The organism is Oecophyllibacter saccharovorans (assembly GCF_006542375.1).
Taxonomy (GTDB): Bacteria; Pseudomonadota; Alphaproteobacteria; order Acetobacterales; family Acetobacteraceae; genus Oecophyllibacter; species Oecophyllibacter saccharovorans.
In genome coordinates, this window is record NZ_CP038143.1 from 1,426,463 (window position 1) to 1,442,219 (window position 15,757).

Below are 15,757 nucleotides of genomic sequence, written 5' to 3' on the forward strand. Positions count from 1 at the left end.
GACGCAAGTCGCAAGTGACGAGAGGAGGGGGCATGAAGAAACTTCTTGGAGGGATGATCGTCCTCGTTCTGGGCGTGCTGGGGCTGGATATCGGCCTGCACGCGCTCATCAGCCCCGCGGCCCTGCAGCTGCGGGTGGCGCGCATTCTCCAGGCCCAGACCGGGCTGCAGATGAAGGTGGAGAAATCCGGCTTCCAGTTCCTGCCGTGGCCTGCCTTCCGCTTTGAGGGCGTCACGCTGGCGCGCCCGGGCTGCAGCCCGCTTGCCACGGCCCAGCGCATTCAGGGCGACATCGCCTTCATGCCCCTGCTGAAGCGCGAAATCAGCCTCCATGAGCTGAAGACCCATGAGGTCTGGATCAATGCCGCCCCCCAGGGACAGCCGGACCAGGCGCAGTGCGGGTGGGCCGCTCCCATGGTTGCTTCCGCCGCACCCGTTTCCGCGCAGGCTGCCGCCGGTCAGCCGGTCCAGGCCCCCGGTTCAGGCCCTGTGCTTTCCGTTCTCTCGAGTTCCGCGCCGCAACGCCTGCGCGCCTGGTGGAAATTCTCCCTCGACAGCCTGCGGATGAACGGGACGCGCGTGCAGTGGGGCGCTCAGCCCGGCAATAGCCCTGCCCCGGCGACCATGCAGGATTTCGGAGCGGCGCCTGCGACCCTGCTGCTGGACCATGTGCAGGTGACCTCCCTGCAAAGCGCCTCACCCTGGCTGGAAGCCTCTGGCAGGCATAGTGGTGTTCCCTTCAGCCTTAAGGGCCATGTCGGGCCGTGGGCCGCTTTCCTGCCGGGCAATGCCAGCAGTGCCGCGCCCTGGGCTTTCAGCCTGGACGGGCAGGCGGGCAAGAGCGCAGGGGAACGCGCAACGCTGGAGGGGCATTTTGCAGACGTTGCCGCCCTGGCAGGGCTGCACATGGCCCTGCAGGGCCAGGTGCAGTCCGGCGAGGAGCTGGGCCACCTGCTTGCAGCCCCGGCCCTGTCGCGTGGGCAGGTGGGGTTGCAGGGCCTCAAGGGCAGCCTGCTCCTGACCGAGCAGGAGGGCGCGCAGGGCGAAGGGACCGGTTTCCTGCAGCGCCTGCGCCAGCTGCCATCCCGCATGGCCCCGTCGAAAGTGAAGCTTTCCCTTGCCCGCCTGGTCCTCCAGGCCCCTTCAGGCGCAGGCGGGTTCTGGCCTGCCCATGAAGTGCTGACAGGCAACGGTCTGCAGCTTGACGCCCCCGCTGCCACCGCCCCGCTGACGCTTGACGGCGCGGTACAGTTCCAGCCGGAGACCGCGCAGCAGACAGGCCCGGACCCCTGGGCGTTTCAGATGAAATTCGCCTCCCTCCAGCAGGCCGCAGCGGCCTGGCGCATTCTCACCGGTCAGCCGGACACGGTGGCCCAAGGGACTGTTGGGGTGAGCCTGAATGCCCATCAGGGAGACAAGGGGCGCCTGCAGCTTACAGGCAATGTCGGTTTGCCCACCGATGTGCGGGTTGCGCTGGTCGCGCCTCAGCTGGGGGAAATCGTTCATGACTTTGACGGACAGGGACAGGTGAAGCTCACCCGGGCTGATGCGCCTGGCGGGCTTTCCGTTTCCGTTGATGGGCTGACCTTCAGGAGCCGTGAAGCGAGCGGGACGGGCACAGGCGCGGTCCAGCACCTGCTGCAGCCTCATCCGGCGCTGAATGTGGCGCTGAATTTCAGCACGCTGGATGGCACGGCCTTGTGGGACGGTTGGCGCCACTTTCCGGACGCCCCCCAACCTGCGCCGGACAAGCAGGCTGACGCTTCTGTCAATTCCGCAGCGTCCGGTCCCGCTGGTTCTGAGTCCGCTGATTCCGGGAAGCCCTGGCGCCGTTTCCTGCAGGACTGGACGGCAACCGGTCATCTTGCCGCCGCAACCCTCAAGCTGCCTGAAGTTACCTATCAGGACGTCGTGGCTGATTTCAGGAGCGGTGACGGCCGTCTGGTCATTGATCCGCTGAGCGCGCGGCTGGATGGCACGCCCCTTTCAGGCAGCCTGGCCCTGCAGCTGGGGCCCCAGGGCGTGCATTTCGACCTCAAGGCCGCCCCTCTTGCGGTGCCTGCTGGGCTGGTACTGGAGGGGCTGGGCTGGGGCGACCTGGTGCAGGGCACCCTCCGCCTGGCCGGACAGGTGAGCGGGCAGGGCCATGACGTCCGTCAAGCCGTTGGCTCGCTGAACGGCACGATGGGCTTCGGCGTGGTGGATGGCCGTCTGGACGGTCACCTGCTGGCCCCTCTCGCCGGGCCGGCTGCAGAGCTGGTGAAGGTGAAGCCCACGCTGGGGCTGCGCTGCCTGGCCGCGCGCACCAGCTTTCATGAGGGGGCGGGCAGCCTGACCGGCCTCGTGCTGCAGGCAGGACATTTCCTGGTGACCGGCAAAGGCACGTTTACCCCAGGTGGCGCGGTCGATTTCAGCCTACAGCCCCATATAAGGGTGGCCGGCACGCAGATTTCAGCGCCGGTCCAGCTTAAGGGCACCTGGGACAGGCCTGAGATCTCCCTGAGCGGCGGCAGCGCGGCCGGGGCGGCAGGCATGAACGGGGGTCCGTCAGGAGGCGTGCACCAGCTCGATATCGGCGGGGCGCCTGCTGAAACGGATCACTGCCATGACGGCCTGCAGGCGGCCCTGGGCATGGTGCCGCCCCTGTCGCCTGCGCATGGGGGTGGTCACGGCGGGCAGGAAGACCTGCTGCGGGCCCTGGGAATCGGGAGCGGAAAATGACGGCAGCCCTGAAGCGGATCTGGAAGAACGTCACGGTCGAGCCGGGGGAGGAAGAGGGCACATGGGGCCCGCTTCTCGACGGCAGCCCGGTGCGCCTGCCCAGCCGCAAGCGCCTGCAGGTCCGCTCGCGCCCGCTGGCCGAAGCGCTGGCTGAAGAATGGGGCGGCGTGCCCATGGGCAAGGAGGTGCGCCCTGATGACCTGCCGCTGACGCGCATCAGCGGCAACATGATCGACCGCATCGGCCCTGAGCCGGAAGCCACCCGCGCGCGCCTGCTGCCTTTCGGGCGCGATGATACGGTCTGTTACCGCAATGAGGGGCAGGACCGCGCCCTGCTTGACCGCGTGCTGGGCTGGGCGGAGAAGAACGGTCTGCACCCTGCCGCCACGGAAGGGCTGATGCCCCTGGAGCAGCCCGAGGCCTACATGCAGGCCCTTGCCGCCAGGCTTGCGCCCATGGGGGCTGAAGAGCTGGCGGCCCTGGGCGTCATGGCGCCCGCCATGGGCAGCCTGCTGCTGCCGCTTGCCGTGATGGACGGCGCGCTGACGGTCGAGGAAGCCGCCCGGCTGGCCAGTGCGGAAGAACTGCACCAGATGCAGGTGAACGGCCATGATGAGGATCTGGCCGCCCAGCTGGCGCGCCGGGAAGAAGACGTGCGGGAAGCCAAGCGGTTTCTCGACCTGGCCCGCAGCGCTCGACCTGGTTGAAGCCGGGCGGGGGCTCAGGGTTACGGCCTGAGGTTCTGAGGGGCCTCAGTCAGCGTCCAGCGGTGCCATGATGCTGACAGCCGCGGTGGCGGCGATGCCTTCTTCCCGCCCCGTGAAGCCCAGGCGTTCGGAAGTCGTGGCCTTGATGGAGATCCGCCCCACCGGCACCTGCAGGAGCTCGGCCACCCGTTCGCGCATGGCCTGGGCATGGGGGCCGATCTTGGGGCGTTCACAGATGAGGGTCAGGTCGGCATTGACCAGCATGCCGCCCTTGCTGCGGATCAGTTCTCCCGCATGGACCAGGAAACGAGCAGAATCCATGTCGCGCCATTTATTGTCGCTGGGGGGGAAATGCCGCCCGATATCGCCTTCAGCCAGGGCGCCGTAAATGGCGTCGCACAGGGCGTGAAGGCCGACATCGGCATCTGAATGGCCTGCCAGCCCCTTCTCATGCGGGATCTCGACGCCGCAGATGATGAGCTTGCGCCCCTCGGCAAAGGCGTGGACGTCATATCCCAGCCCCACCCGCGGCAGGAGCGGGCGCTGTTGCGCGCTCTGGTCCTGCTTGGGGTCAGGGGCTTGGTCGGCGAGAATGCGTTCAAGGCGCATCAGGTCCTCCGGAACGGTCAGTTTGATGTTGTCTTCCGAGCCCATGACGACCGCCACTTCATGGCCCGCCTGCTCCAGCAGAGCGGCGTCGTCGGTCGGCAGGGGCGCGCTGGTGCCCGCCGAAAGGGCATCCTGGGCCTGCTGGTGCAGCTGGCAGTGCAGGTCATGCAGCAGGGGGAAGGAGAAGCCCTGCGGCGTCTGGGCGCGCCAGAGATGGGCGCGGGGAACGGTTGCGGTGATGATCCCGTCTTCATCAACGCGCTTGAGCGTGTCGCTGACCGGCAGGGCCGGGATCACGCCGGAATGGCTCTGCAGGGCCCCCAGCACGTCTTCGATCACGCGGGGCGGCACGCAGGGGCGCGCGCCATCATGGACCAGGACCAGCTCAGGCGGCTCGTCAAGGGCGGCCAGCGCCTGCAGCCCGGCCCGCACGCTGTCATGGCGCTCAGCCCCGCCGGGCACGGGCGGCAGCACGTCAAGCCCCCCGAGCGCTTCAGCCAGGAGCGGGTCGCTGCCGACGGGCTGCACGAAATCGACAAAGGGCAGCAGGGCCAGCGCTGCGCGGCGGATGACGGGCTGGCCGCCGAGCTCCTGAAACTGTTTGCTGGCCTGCGGGGTGGGTGCTGAATCGGGCTGGGCTGAGGTGAGGTCAGCGGCGAAGCGGCGCCCGCGCCCTGCGGCCAGGAGAAGGGCGGCTGTCCGCCTGCGCGGTGCGGTGGGGGCAGTCAAGGCAAAGCTTACCTTTCAGATCAGGTCAGGGCGGGGTTCAGCGTAAGGGCAAAGGGTATCGGAACTCTGAAGGGAGGTCTGCCGGCGTTGGCTCAGTGGACCATGCCGCCATGATGGGGGCTGTCGAGGCTGAAGACCGGAATGTCGACCTTGAAGCATTCGCCCGAGCCGGGAAGAAGCATGTGGAACTGCCCATGCATGATCCCGGTGGGGGTGGGGAGTTCCGTGCCGGAAGTATATTCGAAACTGTCGCGCGGCCGGATGACGGGCTGCTCATCCACCACGCCTTCCCCGTACACGTGCCGCACGCCGCCCTGTCCGTCCACGATGGTCCAGTCGCGCCCCAGGATCTGCACGCTTTCATCGCCGTCATTTTCGATCGTGACATGGTAAAGCCACTGGTGGCGGCGTTCTTCCAGGCTGGACTGGTCCTCCAGCCAGAAGGTCCGCACGCTGACGCGGATGTCCCCGGTCGTTTCGACGAAGCAGAAAGAAAGCTCCGGCAGATCGATATCGGTGGTGTCCAGGTCTTCGAACTCGAAGAGGGAGGGAAAGGATTTCTCTGACATGCCTCTCTATCTAGAATCATCCGCTCCTTTTGTCAGTCCGTTTGTTGGCGGTTGTTTCGGGGCCTTTCCCGCAAGGCGCGGCAGGCAGGAATCTCTCGCTGCGGCAGGGCTCTGGAACATGAGAAAATTTTCAGAAAGGCGAATAGTTTTTCGCATGCGGGCCGATATTCTGTAAGCTTGCCTGACGGATCCTGCGCGGGCTGGTGGCTGCGGCTTCATGTCCTGCCCCTCTTGCAGTGACCGTTTTTTCAGGAGATGTCCCATCATGACGGCAAAAACCTCCCCCAGCGACAAGGCCTCCAACCCTGTGCCCGGCGCGGGCCGCACCCCCCAGCCTGCCCAGAGCAGCGAGGAGGCGCAGATCAAGGCCACTGAGCGCGCTGACGCGCTGGCAGCCGAGCAGAATGCCGAGGTGCAGGACGTGGCGGAAGCCGAGGTCGCTGCTGAAGCTGAAGTTCAGGATACCGCCATGATGGATGGCGATGTCGGCATGCGCTGAGCGGTCCTATCTGTTGGCGCGCGTCCTGGCTGCGGGGTTGCAGAAGGGCGCGCGCGAAAGCTATAAAGGCTTCTGCAGCATGGAAGCGCCGCACGGCAGGCGCGAGTGCTGTCTGAGCGGATGTAGTTCAATGGTAGAACGGCAGCTTCCCAAGCTGCATACGGGGGTTCGATTCCCCTCATCCGCTCCAATGCTGCCTTCAGGTCAGCTCAGCCCCGGCGCATGATACCCAAGCACGTCGACCGGCAGGTCTGAAAACAGCCCTGGGACCGGGCGGCTGAAAACTGAAAATCTGTTCCTGGCTTTTCCGGTATCCTGCGCCTTTTGCGGGACGTTAAGGTTTTATTTGTAATTCCTGAATGTTTTTCCCCGCAGAACCGTTCTGGCAAATGCAGCGGATGATCCAGAAGAATATCTTCGCAGCCGGCGGAGGTCTTTTTCTGGATTTCTTTTTGTCAGGCGCAACAGCAGCACTTGCAGCAGGGCGTTTTTGAAGGGATACCCTGCCCAGACGAAACTTTTCAGAGGGAAGAGATGAAGCTGAGACGGAAAAAAGCCAAGCCCATTACCTTGAAAGACGTCACGATCATTGATGATAGCAAGCTCCGCAAAGCCATTACGGCAGCCGCGCTTGGCAATGCGATGGAGTGGTTTGATTTCGGCGTCTACGGCTTTCTTGCCAACGCGCTGGGCAAGGTCTTTTTCCCTGAAGCCTCACCGGGCGTGCAGCTGGTCGCAACGCTGGCCACTTTCTCGGTGCCTTTTCTCATCCGGCCGCTGGGCGGGCTGTTTTTCGGGCGGCTCGGCGACAAATACGGCCGCCAGAAAATTCTCGCCATCACGATCATCATCATGTCCATCAGCACGTTTTCCATCGGGCTGATCCCCTCTTACGCCATGATCGGGGTGTGGGCGCCGATCATGCTGCTGCTCTGCAAGATGGCCCAGGGGTTCTCGGTCGGCGGGGAATATACCGGTGCCTCGATCTTCATCGCCGAGTATTCCCCTGACCGCAAACGCGGCTTCATGGGCAGCTGGCTGGAGTTCGGCTCCATCGCCGGTTACGTGCTGGGGGCCGGGGTGGTGCTGCTGATCACAGCGCTCATCGGCGAGCAGGGGCTCGACAGCTGGGGCTGGCGCCTGCCGTTCTTCCTGGCCTTTCCGCTGGGGGTGATCGGGCTCTACCTGCGCCATGCACTGGAGGAGACGCCGGCCTTCCAGCAGCATGTCGAAACCATGGAGCAGGGCGACCGCGAAGGCCTGCAGGACGGGCCCAAGATCTCCTTTGGCGAAGTCGTGCGCAAGTATTGGAGAAGTTTTCTCTGCTGCATCGGCGTCGTGATTGTCACCAACGTCACGTATTACATGCTCCTGACCTATATGCCGAGCTATCTTTCGCACAGCCTGGGCTATACCGAGGAACAGGGCGTTCTGATCATCATCGCCATCATGATGGGCATGCTCTTCATCCAGCCTGTCATCGGCCTGCTCAGTGACCGTTTCGGCCGCCGGCCTTTCGTGATCGGCGGCAGCATCGCGCTGTTTCTGCTGGCTGTGCCGGCCTTCAGGCTGATCGACAGCGGGCTGCAGCCGCTCATCTTCAGTGGCCTGCTGGTCCTGGCGGTGATTCTCAACTGCTTCACCGGGGTCATGGCTTCGAGTCTGCCGGCCATGTTTCCAACCCAGGTGCGCTTCAGCGCCCTGGCGAGCGCTTTCAACATTTCCGTGCTTATCGCAGGCCTGACGCCCACCGTGATCGCCTGGCTGGTGGAAGTGACCTCCAACCTGATGATGCCGGCCTATTATCTGATGGCTGTTGCCGCTATCGGTATCGTCACCGGGCTTGCCATGCGCGAGACGGCCAACAAGCCCCTGCGCGGCGCGGCGCCAGCGGCCTCCGACATTGAGGAGGCCAAGGAGATCCTCAAGGAGCATCATGCCAGCATCGAGCAGCAGATCGAGGATATCGAGGCTGAAATCACCCGGCTGGAGGCGCAGCGCCGCCGCCTGATCGACCAGCACCCCAGGATCGAGGCCTGAGCGAACAGCCCGGGGGGAGTAACGGAACAGAAACGGAAGCGGAGGGAAGGCGGATGTCAGAGCGGGAGCCGAAAGAGGGCGCAGTACGGTCGGAGGCAGGGGGGATGAAAGGCCTCCGGATCGGGGTGGATGGCTTCAACCTGGCGCTGAAGCATGGCACCGGCATCGCCACCTATGCCCGCACCCTGTGCCGCACCATTGAAGCGCAGGGCGGCAGGGTGGATCTGATCTACGGCGTCGGGCTGGACCGCAGCGTTCCCGAGCGCCTGCGCGAGACCATTTTCTTCGACAGCCTGGAAGATGCCCCTCTGCCGCGCAGGCCGCGCCTGCCCAGCCCGGCCTGGTTCAGGGAAACCTTCCAGCATCTCAAAGGCCATGTGGCCATCCCCATTCCCGAAACCCCGGAAGTGGAGAAACGGCCCCTGGCAGGCAAGGTGCCGCCCCATGACCGCATCTTCAATGTGCCGTCCCTGTTCCGGGCTGCGAGCGGGTTTTTCAAGACAACGGGGAAGTTTCTCAAGATCGCCAATCCCGGTGGCATTGACGTCATGCACTGGACCTACCCGCTGCCGATCGAGATGCTCAATGCCCGCAATGTCTACACGATCCACGATGTCGTGCCGCTGACGCTGCCTTATTTCACCCTCGACAACAAAACCCAGCATCGCCGCCTGCTCGAGGCGCTGGTCAGGCAGGCCGATGCGCTGGTGACGGTGTCGGAGCATGCGCGCGGCGAGATCGCGGGGCTGTTTCCGGCGGCCGCGCCCAAGCTGCACAATTTCCACCAGGCCATCGACCTGACGGACCGCGAGGAGAAAAGCGCCTTTCCCTCCCGTGAAGTGGTCAGCAAATTCTTCGGCCTCGAGCCCGGGGGGTATTTTCTCTATTACGGCGCGCTGGAGCCCAAGAAGAATATCGGCCGCCTGCTGGAAGCCTACCTGGCCTCTTCATGCACCACGCCGCTCGTCATCGTCGGCTCGCGCAGCTGGAAGGCGGAAGGGGAGCTTGCCCTGCTGCCCCAGGGGCTGGAGAGCGGGCGGATCAAAAAGCTGGAATATCTCTCTGCCGCCCATCTTGCCGATGTGGTCAGGGAAGCCAAGGCGGTCATCTTTCCCTCCATTGCCGAAGGCTTCGGCCTGCCAGCGGTGGAAGCCATGGCCTTCGGCACGCCGGTGCTGACCTCAGCGGAAGGGGCGCTGGCCGAAGTTGTTGGGGAAGCGGCGCTGAAGGTGGACCCCTACGACGTCCAGGCGCTCTCAAAGGGCATGGAGCGCCTGGAAAGCGATGCGGCCCTGCGCGAAGACCTGCGCCGCAAGGGGCCTGAGCAGGCCCGCAGGTTCAACGCCGCGCACTATGGCGCGCGTCTGCAGCAGCTCTACCGCGACCTGCTGAAACGCTGAGCCCCTGGCTTACTGTACTTCACTGGCTGCTTTCCCCAGACAGACGTGATTAGGCGGGCGCTGCGCTGTCACTGAGGGCTTTGAGAACCTCTTGGGGACGGATGGGCAGGCGGCGGACCCGTGCGCCGACAGCGGCATGGATGGCATTGCCGATCGCAGGGGCGACGAGCGTGACGCCAGGCTCACCCAGACCTGTCGGCGGGTAGGGCGTTTTGAGAAAGGCGATGTCGAGCGCCGGCGTTTCGCTGATGCGCAGGGGCGTGTAGGTGTCGAGATTGCGCGCCGCGATATTGCCATGGCGGATTTCGGTGCCCTCATGCAGCGCCATGCTCACGCCCCACAGGGCCGCCCCCTCGCACTGGGCACGCGCGCCGTCCTCATTGACGATGGTGCCGGCATCCAGCACCAGCCACAGCTTGCGGCAGGTGACCACGCCTGTCCTGCGGTCGACATGCACCAGGGCTGCCGTGGCGCCCCAGGTGGGCATCTCGCGTGACTGGCCGTAACCGCTGGCGATACCGATCCCCGTATCAGGCGGCAGGTCGCGGCAGGGCCAGCCGATCCTTTCTGCCAGCGCCTTGAGCACAGCTGCCTGCCGGCTGGCCCCGCCGACCGCATCAGGCGGACCGCCTGCATTGGGGCCAACGGGCAGCAGCATCGACAGCCGGAATGCCACCGGGTCGCAGCCTGCCATGAGAGCGGCTTCATCCATGAAGGATTCCAGCGCCCAGTTGGTCCAGCCGGGCCCGACCGAGCGCAGCCAGCCCGGGCGGATGGTCTTCTGGGTCAGGTCATTGCAGATCGCGCGCAGGCGGTAGGGCCCGACTGTGTACCAGGGCTCGGCCCCGCCGACGCTGTCGGGGTCGTAAAGGCCATTCACCCCGTGGAGAAGCCCCTTGTCATCAGGCACCAGCGCCTTGCTGGGCCAGCCGGTGACGGTCGTGTAGGCCATGGCTGAAAGGCGGCGGGTTTCAGGGTCGAGGGCCGCCGTGAGGCGCTGGAGCGAAGGGGCACGCACCGAGTCGAACTTCATGTCGTCTTCGCGCGTGAAGATCAGCTTCACGGGCCGCCCGCCCAGCTGGCGGGAAGCCAGGACGGCCGGCAGGATGTAGTCCCCGTTGAGACGCCGGCCGAAGCCGCCACCCAGAAAATAGGTTTTCATGACGATGCGCTGCGTCACTTCGCCTGCGGGGATGCCGAGCGCCTGGGCGATCTGGGGCATGATGAGCTTCTGGGCCTGGCAGCCTGTATGGATCTCCCACACGCCCTCGCTGTTGCGGTGGGCCAGGCAGTTGACCGGCTCCATGGCGAAATGAGCCACCGGTTGCGTCCAGTATTCGCGTTCGAGCTTGTGGGGGGCCTGCTCAAGCTGGTGGCTGAGTTTCGGCCCGCCCCATAGCACGATGGTCCCGGCCTTGCGGTCATTGCAGAGCTCCTGGGCGCGGTGGGCGATATCGGCTTCTGAAACGTCAGCGGTCGGCCCGGGTTGCCAGTGAACCCTGATGCAGGCGCTGGCACGCAGGGCGGTCGGCCAGCTGTCGGCCAGGACGATCGCCCAGCCTTCAAAGCCGTTTTCAGGATCATTGATCTGCAGGGTGCCGTGATAGCCCTTGAGGCTGCGGGCCTGGCTGTCGTCAAGCGAGAGGATGCGCGCGCCGTAGCGGGTGGGCGGCAGGAGGGGGCGGGCGTAAAGCTGGCCGGGCAGGCGGGCGTCGATGCCGTAGCGGGCAGCACCTGTCACCTTGGGGGGGATGTCCAGGGCGGGCAGGGAACGGCCCGTTTGGGGCGGAGCGACAGGCGGCAGCTTCAGGGCCGCCAGCTCCTCAGCCGTGTAGCCCATCTGCAGCCCGGGCCTGGCGCAGGCTGCGACGATCTCACCGAAGCTCATCGCGCGCCCCCCGCAGCTGACCTGGCCGTCCGCGACCGTGCAGGCCTGTGGCGCAGCGTTGAGAAGCGGGGCTGCAAGGCGGGTGAGCATCAGGCGCGCCGCAAGGCCTGCCTGGCGGTAAGGGACCCAGCCGCTCCAGACCGAGCGCGAGCCGCCGGTTGCATACCAGGGCCAGAATCTCTGCTCCGTATCCACCTGGATGATGCGGACCCGGTTCCACGGCATGCCCATTTCATCAGCCAGCACGGAGGCCAGCGCCGTGCCGACATGCTGGCCCATCTCGGCGCGGGCGATGTTGACGTCAAGCCAGCCGTCGCTGTGGAGAACGCACCACAGGTTGGGGGTCAGCTCCGAAGCCTGCGCGGAGGCCCCCCCGAGCCTTTCGGGAAGGGGCGGCAGAACGATTTCCGCTTTCGCGCAGGTGGGGAGAAAGCCGAAGGCGAGGCTGCCGCCCGCGGCTTCAAGCAGGAACTGCCGGCGTGACAGGGAACGGGGGGAACGGGGTCTGGGCGGCACGGGCAGGCTCTTCCGGTTGAAGGATCAAGGTGCGGGATGATAAGGATTAACGGGACGCTGTGCCAGCGATGTCTCCCAGCGATGTCTCTAAGCTGAATCCGACCCTGTATCCGGCTGGGCAGCATTGGGGAGAAGAGGAGATCAGATGACGGATTATGACCGCAAGTACCGGCGCTGGCGCAAGGGGCGGCTGGACTGCCTAGCATGGGATTATTTCGCCCAGGCCACGCCTGAGGAAAGGCGGCAGCAGGGCCTGTTCCAGAAGGTTCTCAAAAAACATGCCGGTGCCCGCTTCGACGGGGACTGCTTTGTGTCGGAAAAGGCCGAGATCTATACGGACCGCCTGGTTCTCGGCCCCAAGAGCTTCGTCTGCGGCGGGGCCATCATCCGCCATAATTTCGAGGCCGGAGAGGATTGCTGCATCGGCAGCTACTGCCACATCGCCGGCAAGGTGAAGCTGGGCTCCTTTGTCATGATGGGCGGGGGAAGCTGCATTTTCGGCTTCAACCACGGCATGGAACCTGACAGCATCATGGGCAAGCAGCCCTGTCATGAGGAAGGCGTGGTGATCGGCAATGACTGCTGGATCGGGGCCAATGCCACCATCGTGGACGGCGTGACGCTGGGCGACCACTGCATCGTGGCTGCGGGCGCGGTGGTCACCAGGAGCTTTCCCGACTGGTCGGTGATCGGCGGCGTACCGGCACGGCTGATAAAGCGCCGCCGTCCTGAGGGGACGCCTTCCTTCATGGGGGGATCTCCAGAAAAGAAAGAGCCCGCGGATCCTGCCCCGGAACCGACAGATTCGGCAGATATACCCGTTGAGGTTGCAGGGGAAGGGTCAGAGGAAGAACCTGGAGGTGCAGATGAAAATCCGGGGTCTTCCGTATCAGACAGGGGTGACCTGTCGGCAGAGGAGGCAACGGATTGAGGCTCTGACCTGCCTTGGTCACAGGAGCGGCCCCGGTGTGAGCAGGGCTGGTAGTGGCTGGGGATTTTTCGTATCGTAAAAGGCGCTTTCCCCTGCCATTGAGGGGCTGCGGTGTGCAGAAGGGGTCCTGCAACACCTTTCAGAGAAGAAAGCGTTAGCCTAAGCAAGAAAGCGTAAGAATGATGAGCGATCAGAGTCTTCCGGCCGAAACCGTTGAGCCAAAAAAAGATAATGTTCTGGAGGCGGAAGAGGTCATAGAGGTCGGCCGCTATCTACTCTCTCATTATCCCATCAATCCCGAAAGTGTGGTGGTCGTGTTCGCTTCAGCCGGTGCACGACTGGCTGGCGGGCTGGAGGAGTTCAAGGGTTCGCTGAGGCGGTTCGGCATTTCCATGCTTTTCGTGCGCGACAAGGATGCCTCCTATTATCAGGAGCCCGAAGTCGAAGAGATGTTCAGAAAGGTTGCCGAAATGGTACAACCTTACAAAAACGTCGCGGTCATGGGAGAATCAATGGGCGGTTCGGGCGCGCTTATCTTCCCGAGATACTGCGACAAAGTCGATCGTACCCTGGCTTTTTCCCCCCTCTACAGTTTCGGCTTCCCCTATAACAGGTTCAATGGGGGCTGGGCCAATGAACGTATTCCTCGTCTGTGGGCCTTTGATTCTGACGACATGAAAGCGCGGGCCAGCAGTGTGCTGATTTACGGGGTGCGGCCCTGGCAGGACATGCCCCATGCCGGCATGTTCGCGCTGCAGGGCTATCAGGTACTCATGGTCAAGGAGTGCGGTCATCAGGTTGCCGGGCATCTGAAGAAAGGGACGGACACCAATTATCTGATCCCGCTGCTGGAGCGCTTCCTGGATTTCAGCGCCGAATTCAACGAGGAGGGCGTGCGGCCCCTTCTGGCGCCCGTGCTGACGGTACTGGGTCGGGAAGAGAAAGAGTGGAAATATGAGGGCACGATGAAGCGCGAGCATACCCGGGTGGGTATGCTGCCCCTGCCGCCCATCCCGGAGGGACTGGTGGATCTGGGACAAGGGCGCCCGGCCGATCAGAGCTCGCTCAGTGATTACTCCAAGGCGCCCACAACCCAGGAAGATGCCGCGCGCGCCCTCATGACAGAAACGCCGGAATTCTATGCTTTCCATACCAACCTGGAAAACCAACCCTGGTGGATGGTTGATCTGGGAGAGGGCGCGAAAGTCGAGGAAGTGCGCATCTATAACCGGATTGACAACAACTCCGTTGAACGTGGCCTGCGTTTTGCCATTGAGACACTCGTGGATGGTGAGTGGCAACTTCTGTTCGAGAAGAACAATTACAAGCTGTTCGGCGGTATTGACGGCCATCCCTTCAGCTGGCGCCCTGAGCAGCCCATGAGAATCAGGAAACTTCGCATCCGTTCTCTGGAAGACGAAAATTTCATGCACTATCAGAAGATAGAAGTGCTGGGAAAGAGACGCGTAAGAGCAACCGTGTTTACGCCCGTCCGTAAGATATGGAAGGGCCTGTTTGGAAGGAGTTCCAGGAAATAAGGCACTTTATTGCCGCAGTAACCCGTCTCAATGGTCTATTAGTGAAAAGTAAATTTCCGACGTAATATTGACACAAACTCAATTGATTTTCCCCGACACCTATTCTGTTGTGCGATGATAATTCTGAATTCCTGTTCAGCATTCAGCAGAATGGGTCCTGCTTGACTTCCCGAGAAAAGCCAGTCTAGGGGAGAGGGGTTTTAAGACAGAGGTCGGCATCGCCCCTCATGACAGCTGCGTGGAAGATTTGAAATCAGGGTGCCAGCCCACAGCGGGTCTGGACAATTCTGGGCAATGGAGAAGGCATTCACGTTATGGTCCTGTGCAAAGGCAGTGCGAAAAAGCGTGTAAAACTGCTTGTGGCAGCTATGGCTTTCGGAAGTCTGGGTGCCTGCAAGAGTTTGCCTGACAGTGGACCCACGGCCAGCCATATTCTCAAGGTCTACAAGAATCCCAAGAAAAACCTGGTCGGTTTCGGCATGGTGGATCTGAGCCCTGACCTGCTGACCCTCATGGCTATGGAACGTCCTGCGCCCTTTGCAGCCCTGCAGGGAAGCCGTTACCAGAGTGGCAATGATGCGATCGGGCCGGGCGATACGCTGCAGATCTCCATCTACGAGATGGGCAATGGGCTGTTCGGGGGCGGGGGCACCAATGCCAGTGGCCGCGCCGAAGCCTCCGGGATGCTGGGCGGGGCCGCCAACTCCTCCAGCTCGCTGGGCATCCTGTCCAGCGCCTCGCCGCCGGCTGAGCATACCGGCAGCACCGCGACGCTCACCAACCTGCCTCCCATGGTGGTCAGTCACCAGGGAACCATCACCCTGCCTTATGTTGGCACGTTCAAGGTGGCGGGGCGTATGCCCGAGCAGGTGGCATCCCAGATCCAGTCGGCTCTGTCGCGCAAGTCCCAGGCGCCCCAGGTGCTGGTGCGCCTTGTGGACGGGGTGAGCAACTCAGCCATCGTCTATGGCGAGGTCAAGCGTCCGGGTCGTGTCGCGCTGACGCCGAATCATGAAAGCCTGCTGGATGTCGTGGCCCTGGCGCAGGGCACGCTCTATCCGTCCGAAGACCTGATGCTGCGCCTTACGCGCGGGCGCCATATCATCCAAGTGCCGATGAGCCTGATCGAGCATTATCCCAGCCAGAATATCCAGATACGCCCCGGCGACAGGCTGGAGGTCTACTACCAGCCCCGCACCTTCACGGTCTTCGGCGCGGCCGGCAAGGTGAGCGAGGTGCCCTTCAAGGTGCCGCAGCTTTCATTGACCGAAGCCATTGCGCGCGTTGGCGGGCCGAACAATTCCTGGGCCAACCCACGCGCTGTCTATCTGCTGCGTTTTGAGGACAACCACCTGGTGCGGCGTCTGGGGTTGCGCGCATCCGACACCGCGCCTGTGACGCCCATTCTCTACCGCATCAACATGATGAACCCTGGGAGTTACTTCCTGGGCCAAAAATTCGCCATGAAAAACAAGGACATGCTTTACTTCTCCAATGCGCCTGCCGACGAGTTCTACAAGCTTTTCGGTCTGATCAGCACCATCATCCAGCCCGGTATCACCGCCGGTATGATGGCGCGCTAATACACCGTCAGCTTCGCGCCACCCCCAG

11 protein-coding genes and 1 tRNA gene are annotated in these 15,757 nt (G+C 63.6%); 9 read left to right on the top strand and 3 right to left on the bottom strand.

The window, feature by feature from the left end:
* The first annotated feature begins 32 nt into the window (after window positions 1-32).
* Window positions 33-2,720: an AsmA family protein gene (locus E3E11_RS06150; protein ID WP_141451618.1), complete on the top strand. Its 2,688-nt coding sequence runs from the start codon at window positions 33-35 to the stop codon at window positions 2,718-2,720.
* Window positions 2,717-3,427 carry an ATP12 family protein gene (locus E3E11_RS06155; RefSeq protein WP_141451619.1) on the top strand — a complete coding sequence of 237 codons (711 nt, stop codon included), beginning with the start codon at window positions 2,717-2,719 and terminating at the stop codon, window positions 3,425-3,427. The genes E3E11_RS06150 and E3E11_RS06155 overlap by 4 nt, the downstream gene beginning before the upstream one ends.
* 45 nt (window positions 3,428-3,472) lie before the next feature.
* On the opposite strand, the gene ispF is transcribed toward E3E11_RS06155, so the two are convergent.
* Window positions 3,473-4,765 (bottom strand): 2-C-methyl-D-erythritol 2,4-cyclodiphosphate synthase, encoded by a 1,293-nt coding sequence (ispF, locus tag E3E11_RS06160; protein WP_141451620.1) that lies wholly within the window; start codon window positions 4,763-4,765, stop codon window positions 3,473-3,475.
* Window positions 4,766-4,857: 92 nt separating this feature from the next.
* The gene (gene apaG, locus E3E11_RS06165; protein ID WP_141451621.1) at window positions 4,858-5,334 is read right to left on the bottom strand and encodes a Co2+/Mg2+ efflux protein ApaG; all 477 of its coding nucleotides are present in this window, start codon (window positions 5,332-5,334) and stop codon (window positions 4,858-4,860) included.
* 265 nt (window positions 5,335-5,599) lie between these two features.
* On the opposite strand from apaG, the gene E3E11_RS06170 reads away from it, so the two are divergent.
* The 4 genes from E3E11_RS06170 (at window position 5,600) to E3E11_RS06185 (ending at window position 9,273) form a co-directional block, all read left to right on the top strand.
* A complete protein-coding gene (locus tag E3E11_RS06170) occupies window positions 5,600-5,833 on the top strand; it encodes a hypothetical protein (protein ID WP_141451622.1) in 234 nt (77 codons plus the stop codon).
* A 116-nt stretch (window positions 5,834-5,949) separates the two neighbouring features.
* Window positions 5,950-6,023 (top strand) — tRNA-Gly (locus tag E3E11_RS06175).
* 344 nt (window positions 6,024-6,367) lie between these two features.
* Window positions 6,368-7,873 (top strand): glycine betaine/L-proline transporter ProP, encoded by a 1,506-nt coding sequence (proP, locus tag E3E11_RS06180; RefSeq protein ID WP_141451623.1) that lies wholly within the window; start codon window positions 6,368-6,370, stop codon window positions 7,871-7,873.
* Between the two features lie 104 nt (window positions 7,874-7,977).
* The gene (locus E3E11_RS06185) at window positions 7,978-9,273 is read left to right on the top strand and encodes a glycosyltransferase family 4 protein (protein WP_168189214.1); all 1,296 of its coding nucleotides are present in this window, start codon (window positions 7,978-7,980) and stop codon (window positions 9,271-9,273) included.
* 49 nt (window positions 9,274-9,322) lie between these two features.
* On the opposite strand, the gene E3E11_RS06190 is transcribed toward E3E11_RS06185, so the two are convergent.
* The gene (locus E3E11_RS06190) at window positions 9,323-11,677 is read right to left on the bottom strand and encodes a xanthine dehydrogenase family protein molybdopterin-binding subunit (RefSeq protein WP_231118865.1); all 2,355 of its coding nucleotides are present in this window, start codon (window positions 11,675-11,677) and stop codon (window positions 9,323-9,325) included.
* Between the two features lie 145 nt (window positions 11,678-11,822).
* On the opposite strand from E3E11_RS06190, the gene E3E11_RS06195 reads away from it, so the two are divergent.
* From E3E11_RS06195 to E3E11_RS06205, 3 genes are all read left to right on the top strand, one after another.
* Entirely contained in the window at window positions 11,823-12,608 is a 786-nt protein-coding gene (locus tag E3E11_RS06195) for an acyltransferase (protein WP_141451626.1), read from the top strand.
* A 179-nt stretch (window positions 12,609-12,787) separates the two neighbouring features.
* Window positions 12,788-14,146, top strand: coding sequence for a discoidin domain-containing protein (locus tag E3E11_RS06200; RefSeq protein WP_141451627.1), 1,359 nt, complete (start codon window positions 12,788-12,790; stop codon window positions 14,144-14,146).
* Between the two features lie 401 nt (window positions 14,147-14,547).
* Window positions 14,548-15,729, top strand: coding sequence for a polysaccharide biosynthesis/export family protein (locus E3E11_RS06205; RefSeq protein ID WP_168189215.1), 1,182 nt, complete (start codon window positions 14,548-14,550; stop codon window positions 15,727-15,729).
* The last annotated feature ends 28 nt before the right edge of the window (window positions 15,730-15,757 follow it).

Coding starts and splice junctions, on each gene's coding strand:
- E3E11_RS06150 (WP_141451618.1), top strand. CDS start 33: ATGAAGAAACTTCTTGGAGGGATGATCGTCCTCGTTCTGGGCGTGCTG.
- E3E11_RS06155 (WP_141451619.1), top strand. CDS start 2,717: ATGACGGCAGCCCTGAAGCGGATCTGGAAGAACGTCACGGTCGAGCCG.
- apaG (WP_141451621.1), bottom strand. CDS start 5,334: ATGTCAGAGAAATCCTTTCCCTCCCTCTTCGAGTTCGAAGACCTGGAC.
- E3E11_RS06170 (WP_141451622.1), top strand. CDS start 5,600: ATGACGGCAAAAACCTCCCCCAGCGACAAGGCCTCCAACCCTGTGCCC.
- proP (WP_141451623.1), top strand. CDS start 6,368: ATGAAGCTGAGACGGAAAAAAGCCAAGCCCATTACCTTGAAAGACGTC.
- E3E11_RS06185 (WP_168189214.1), top strand. CDS start 7,978: ATGAAAGGCCTCCGGATCGGGGTGGATGGCTTCAACCTGGCGCTGAAG.
- E3E11_RS06195 (WP_141451626.1), top strand. CDS start 11,823: ATGACGGATTATGACCGCAAGTACCGGCGCTGGCGCAAGGGGCGGCTG.
- E3E11_RS06200 (WP_141451627.1), top strand. CDS start 12,788: ATGATGAGCGATCAGAGTCTTCCGGCCGAAACCGTTGAGCCAAAAAAA.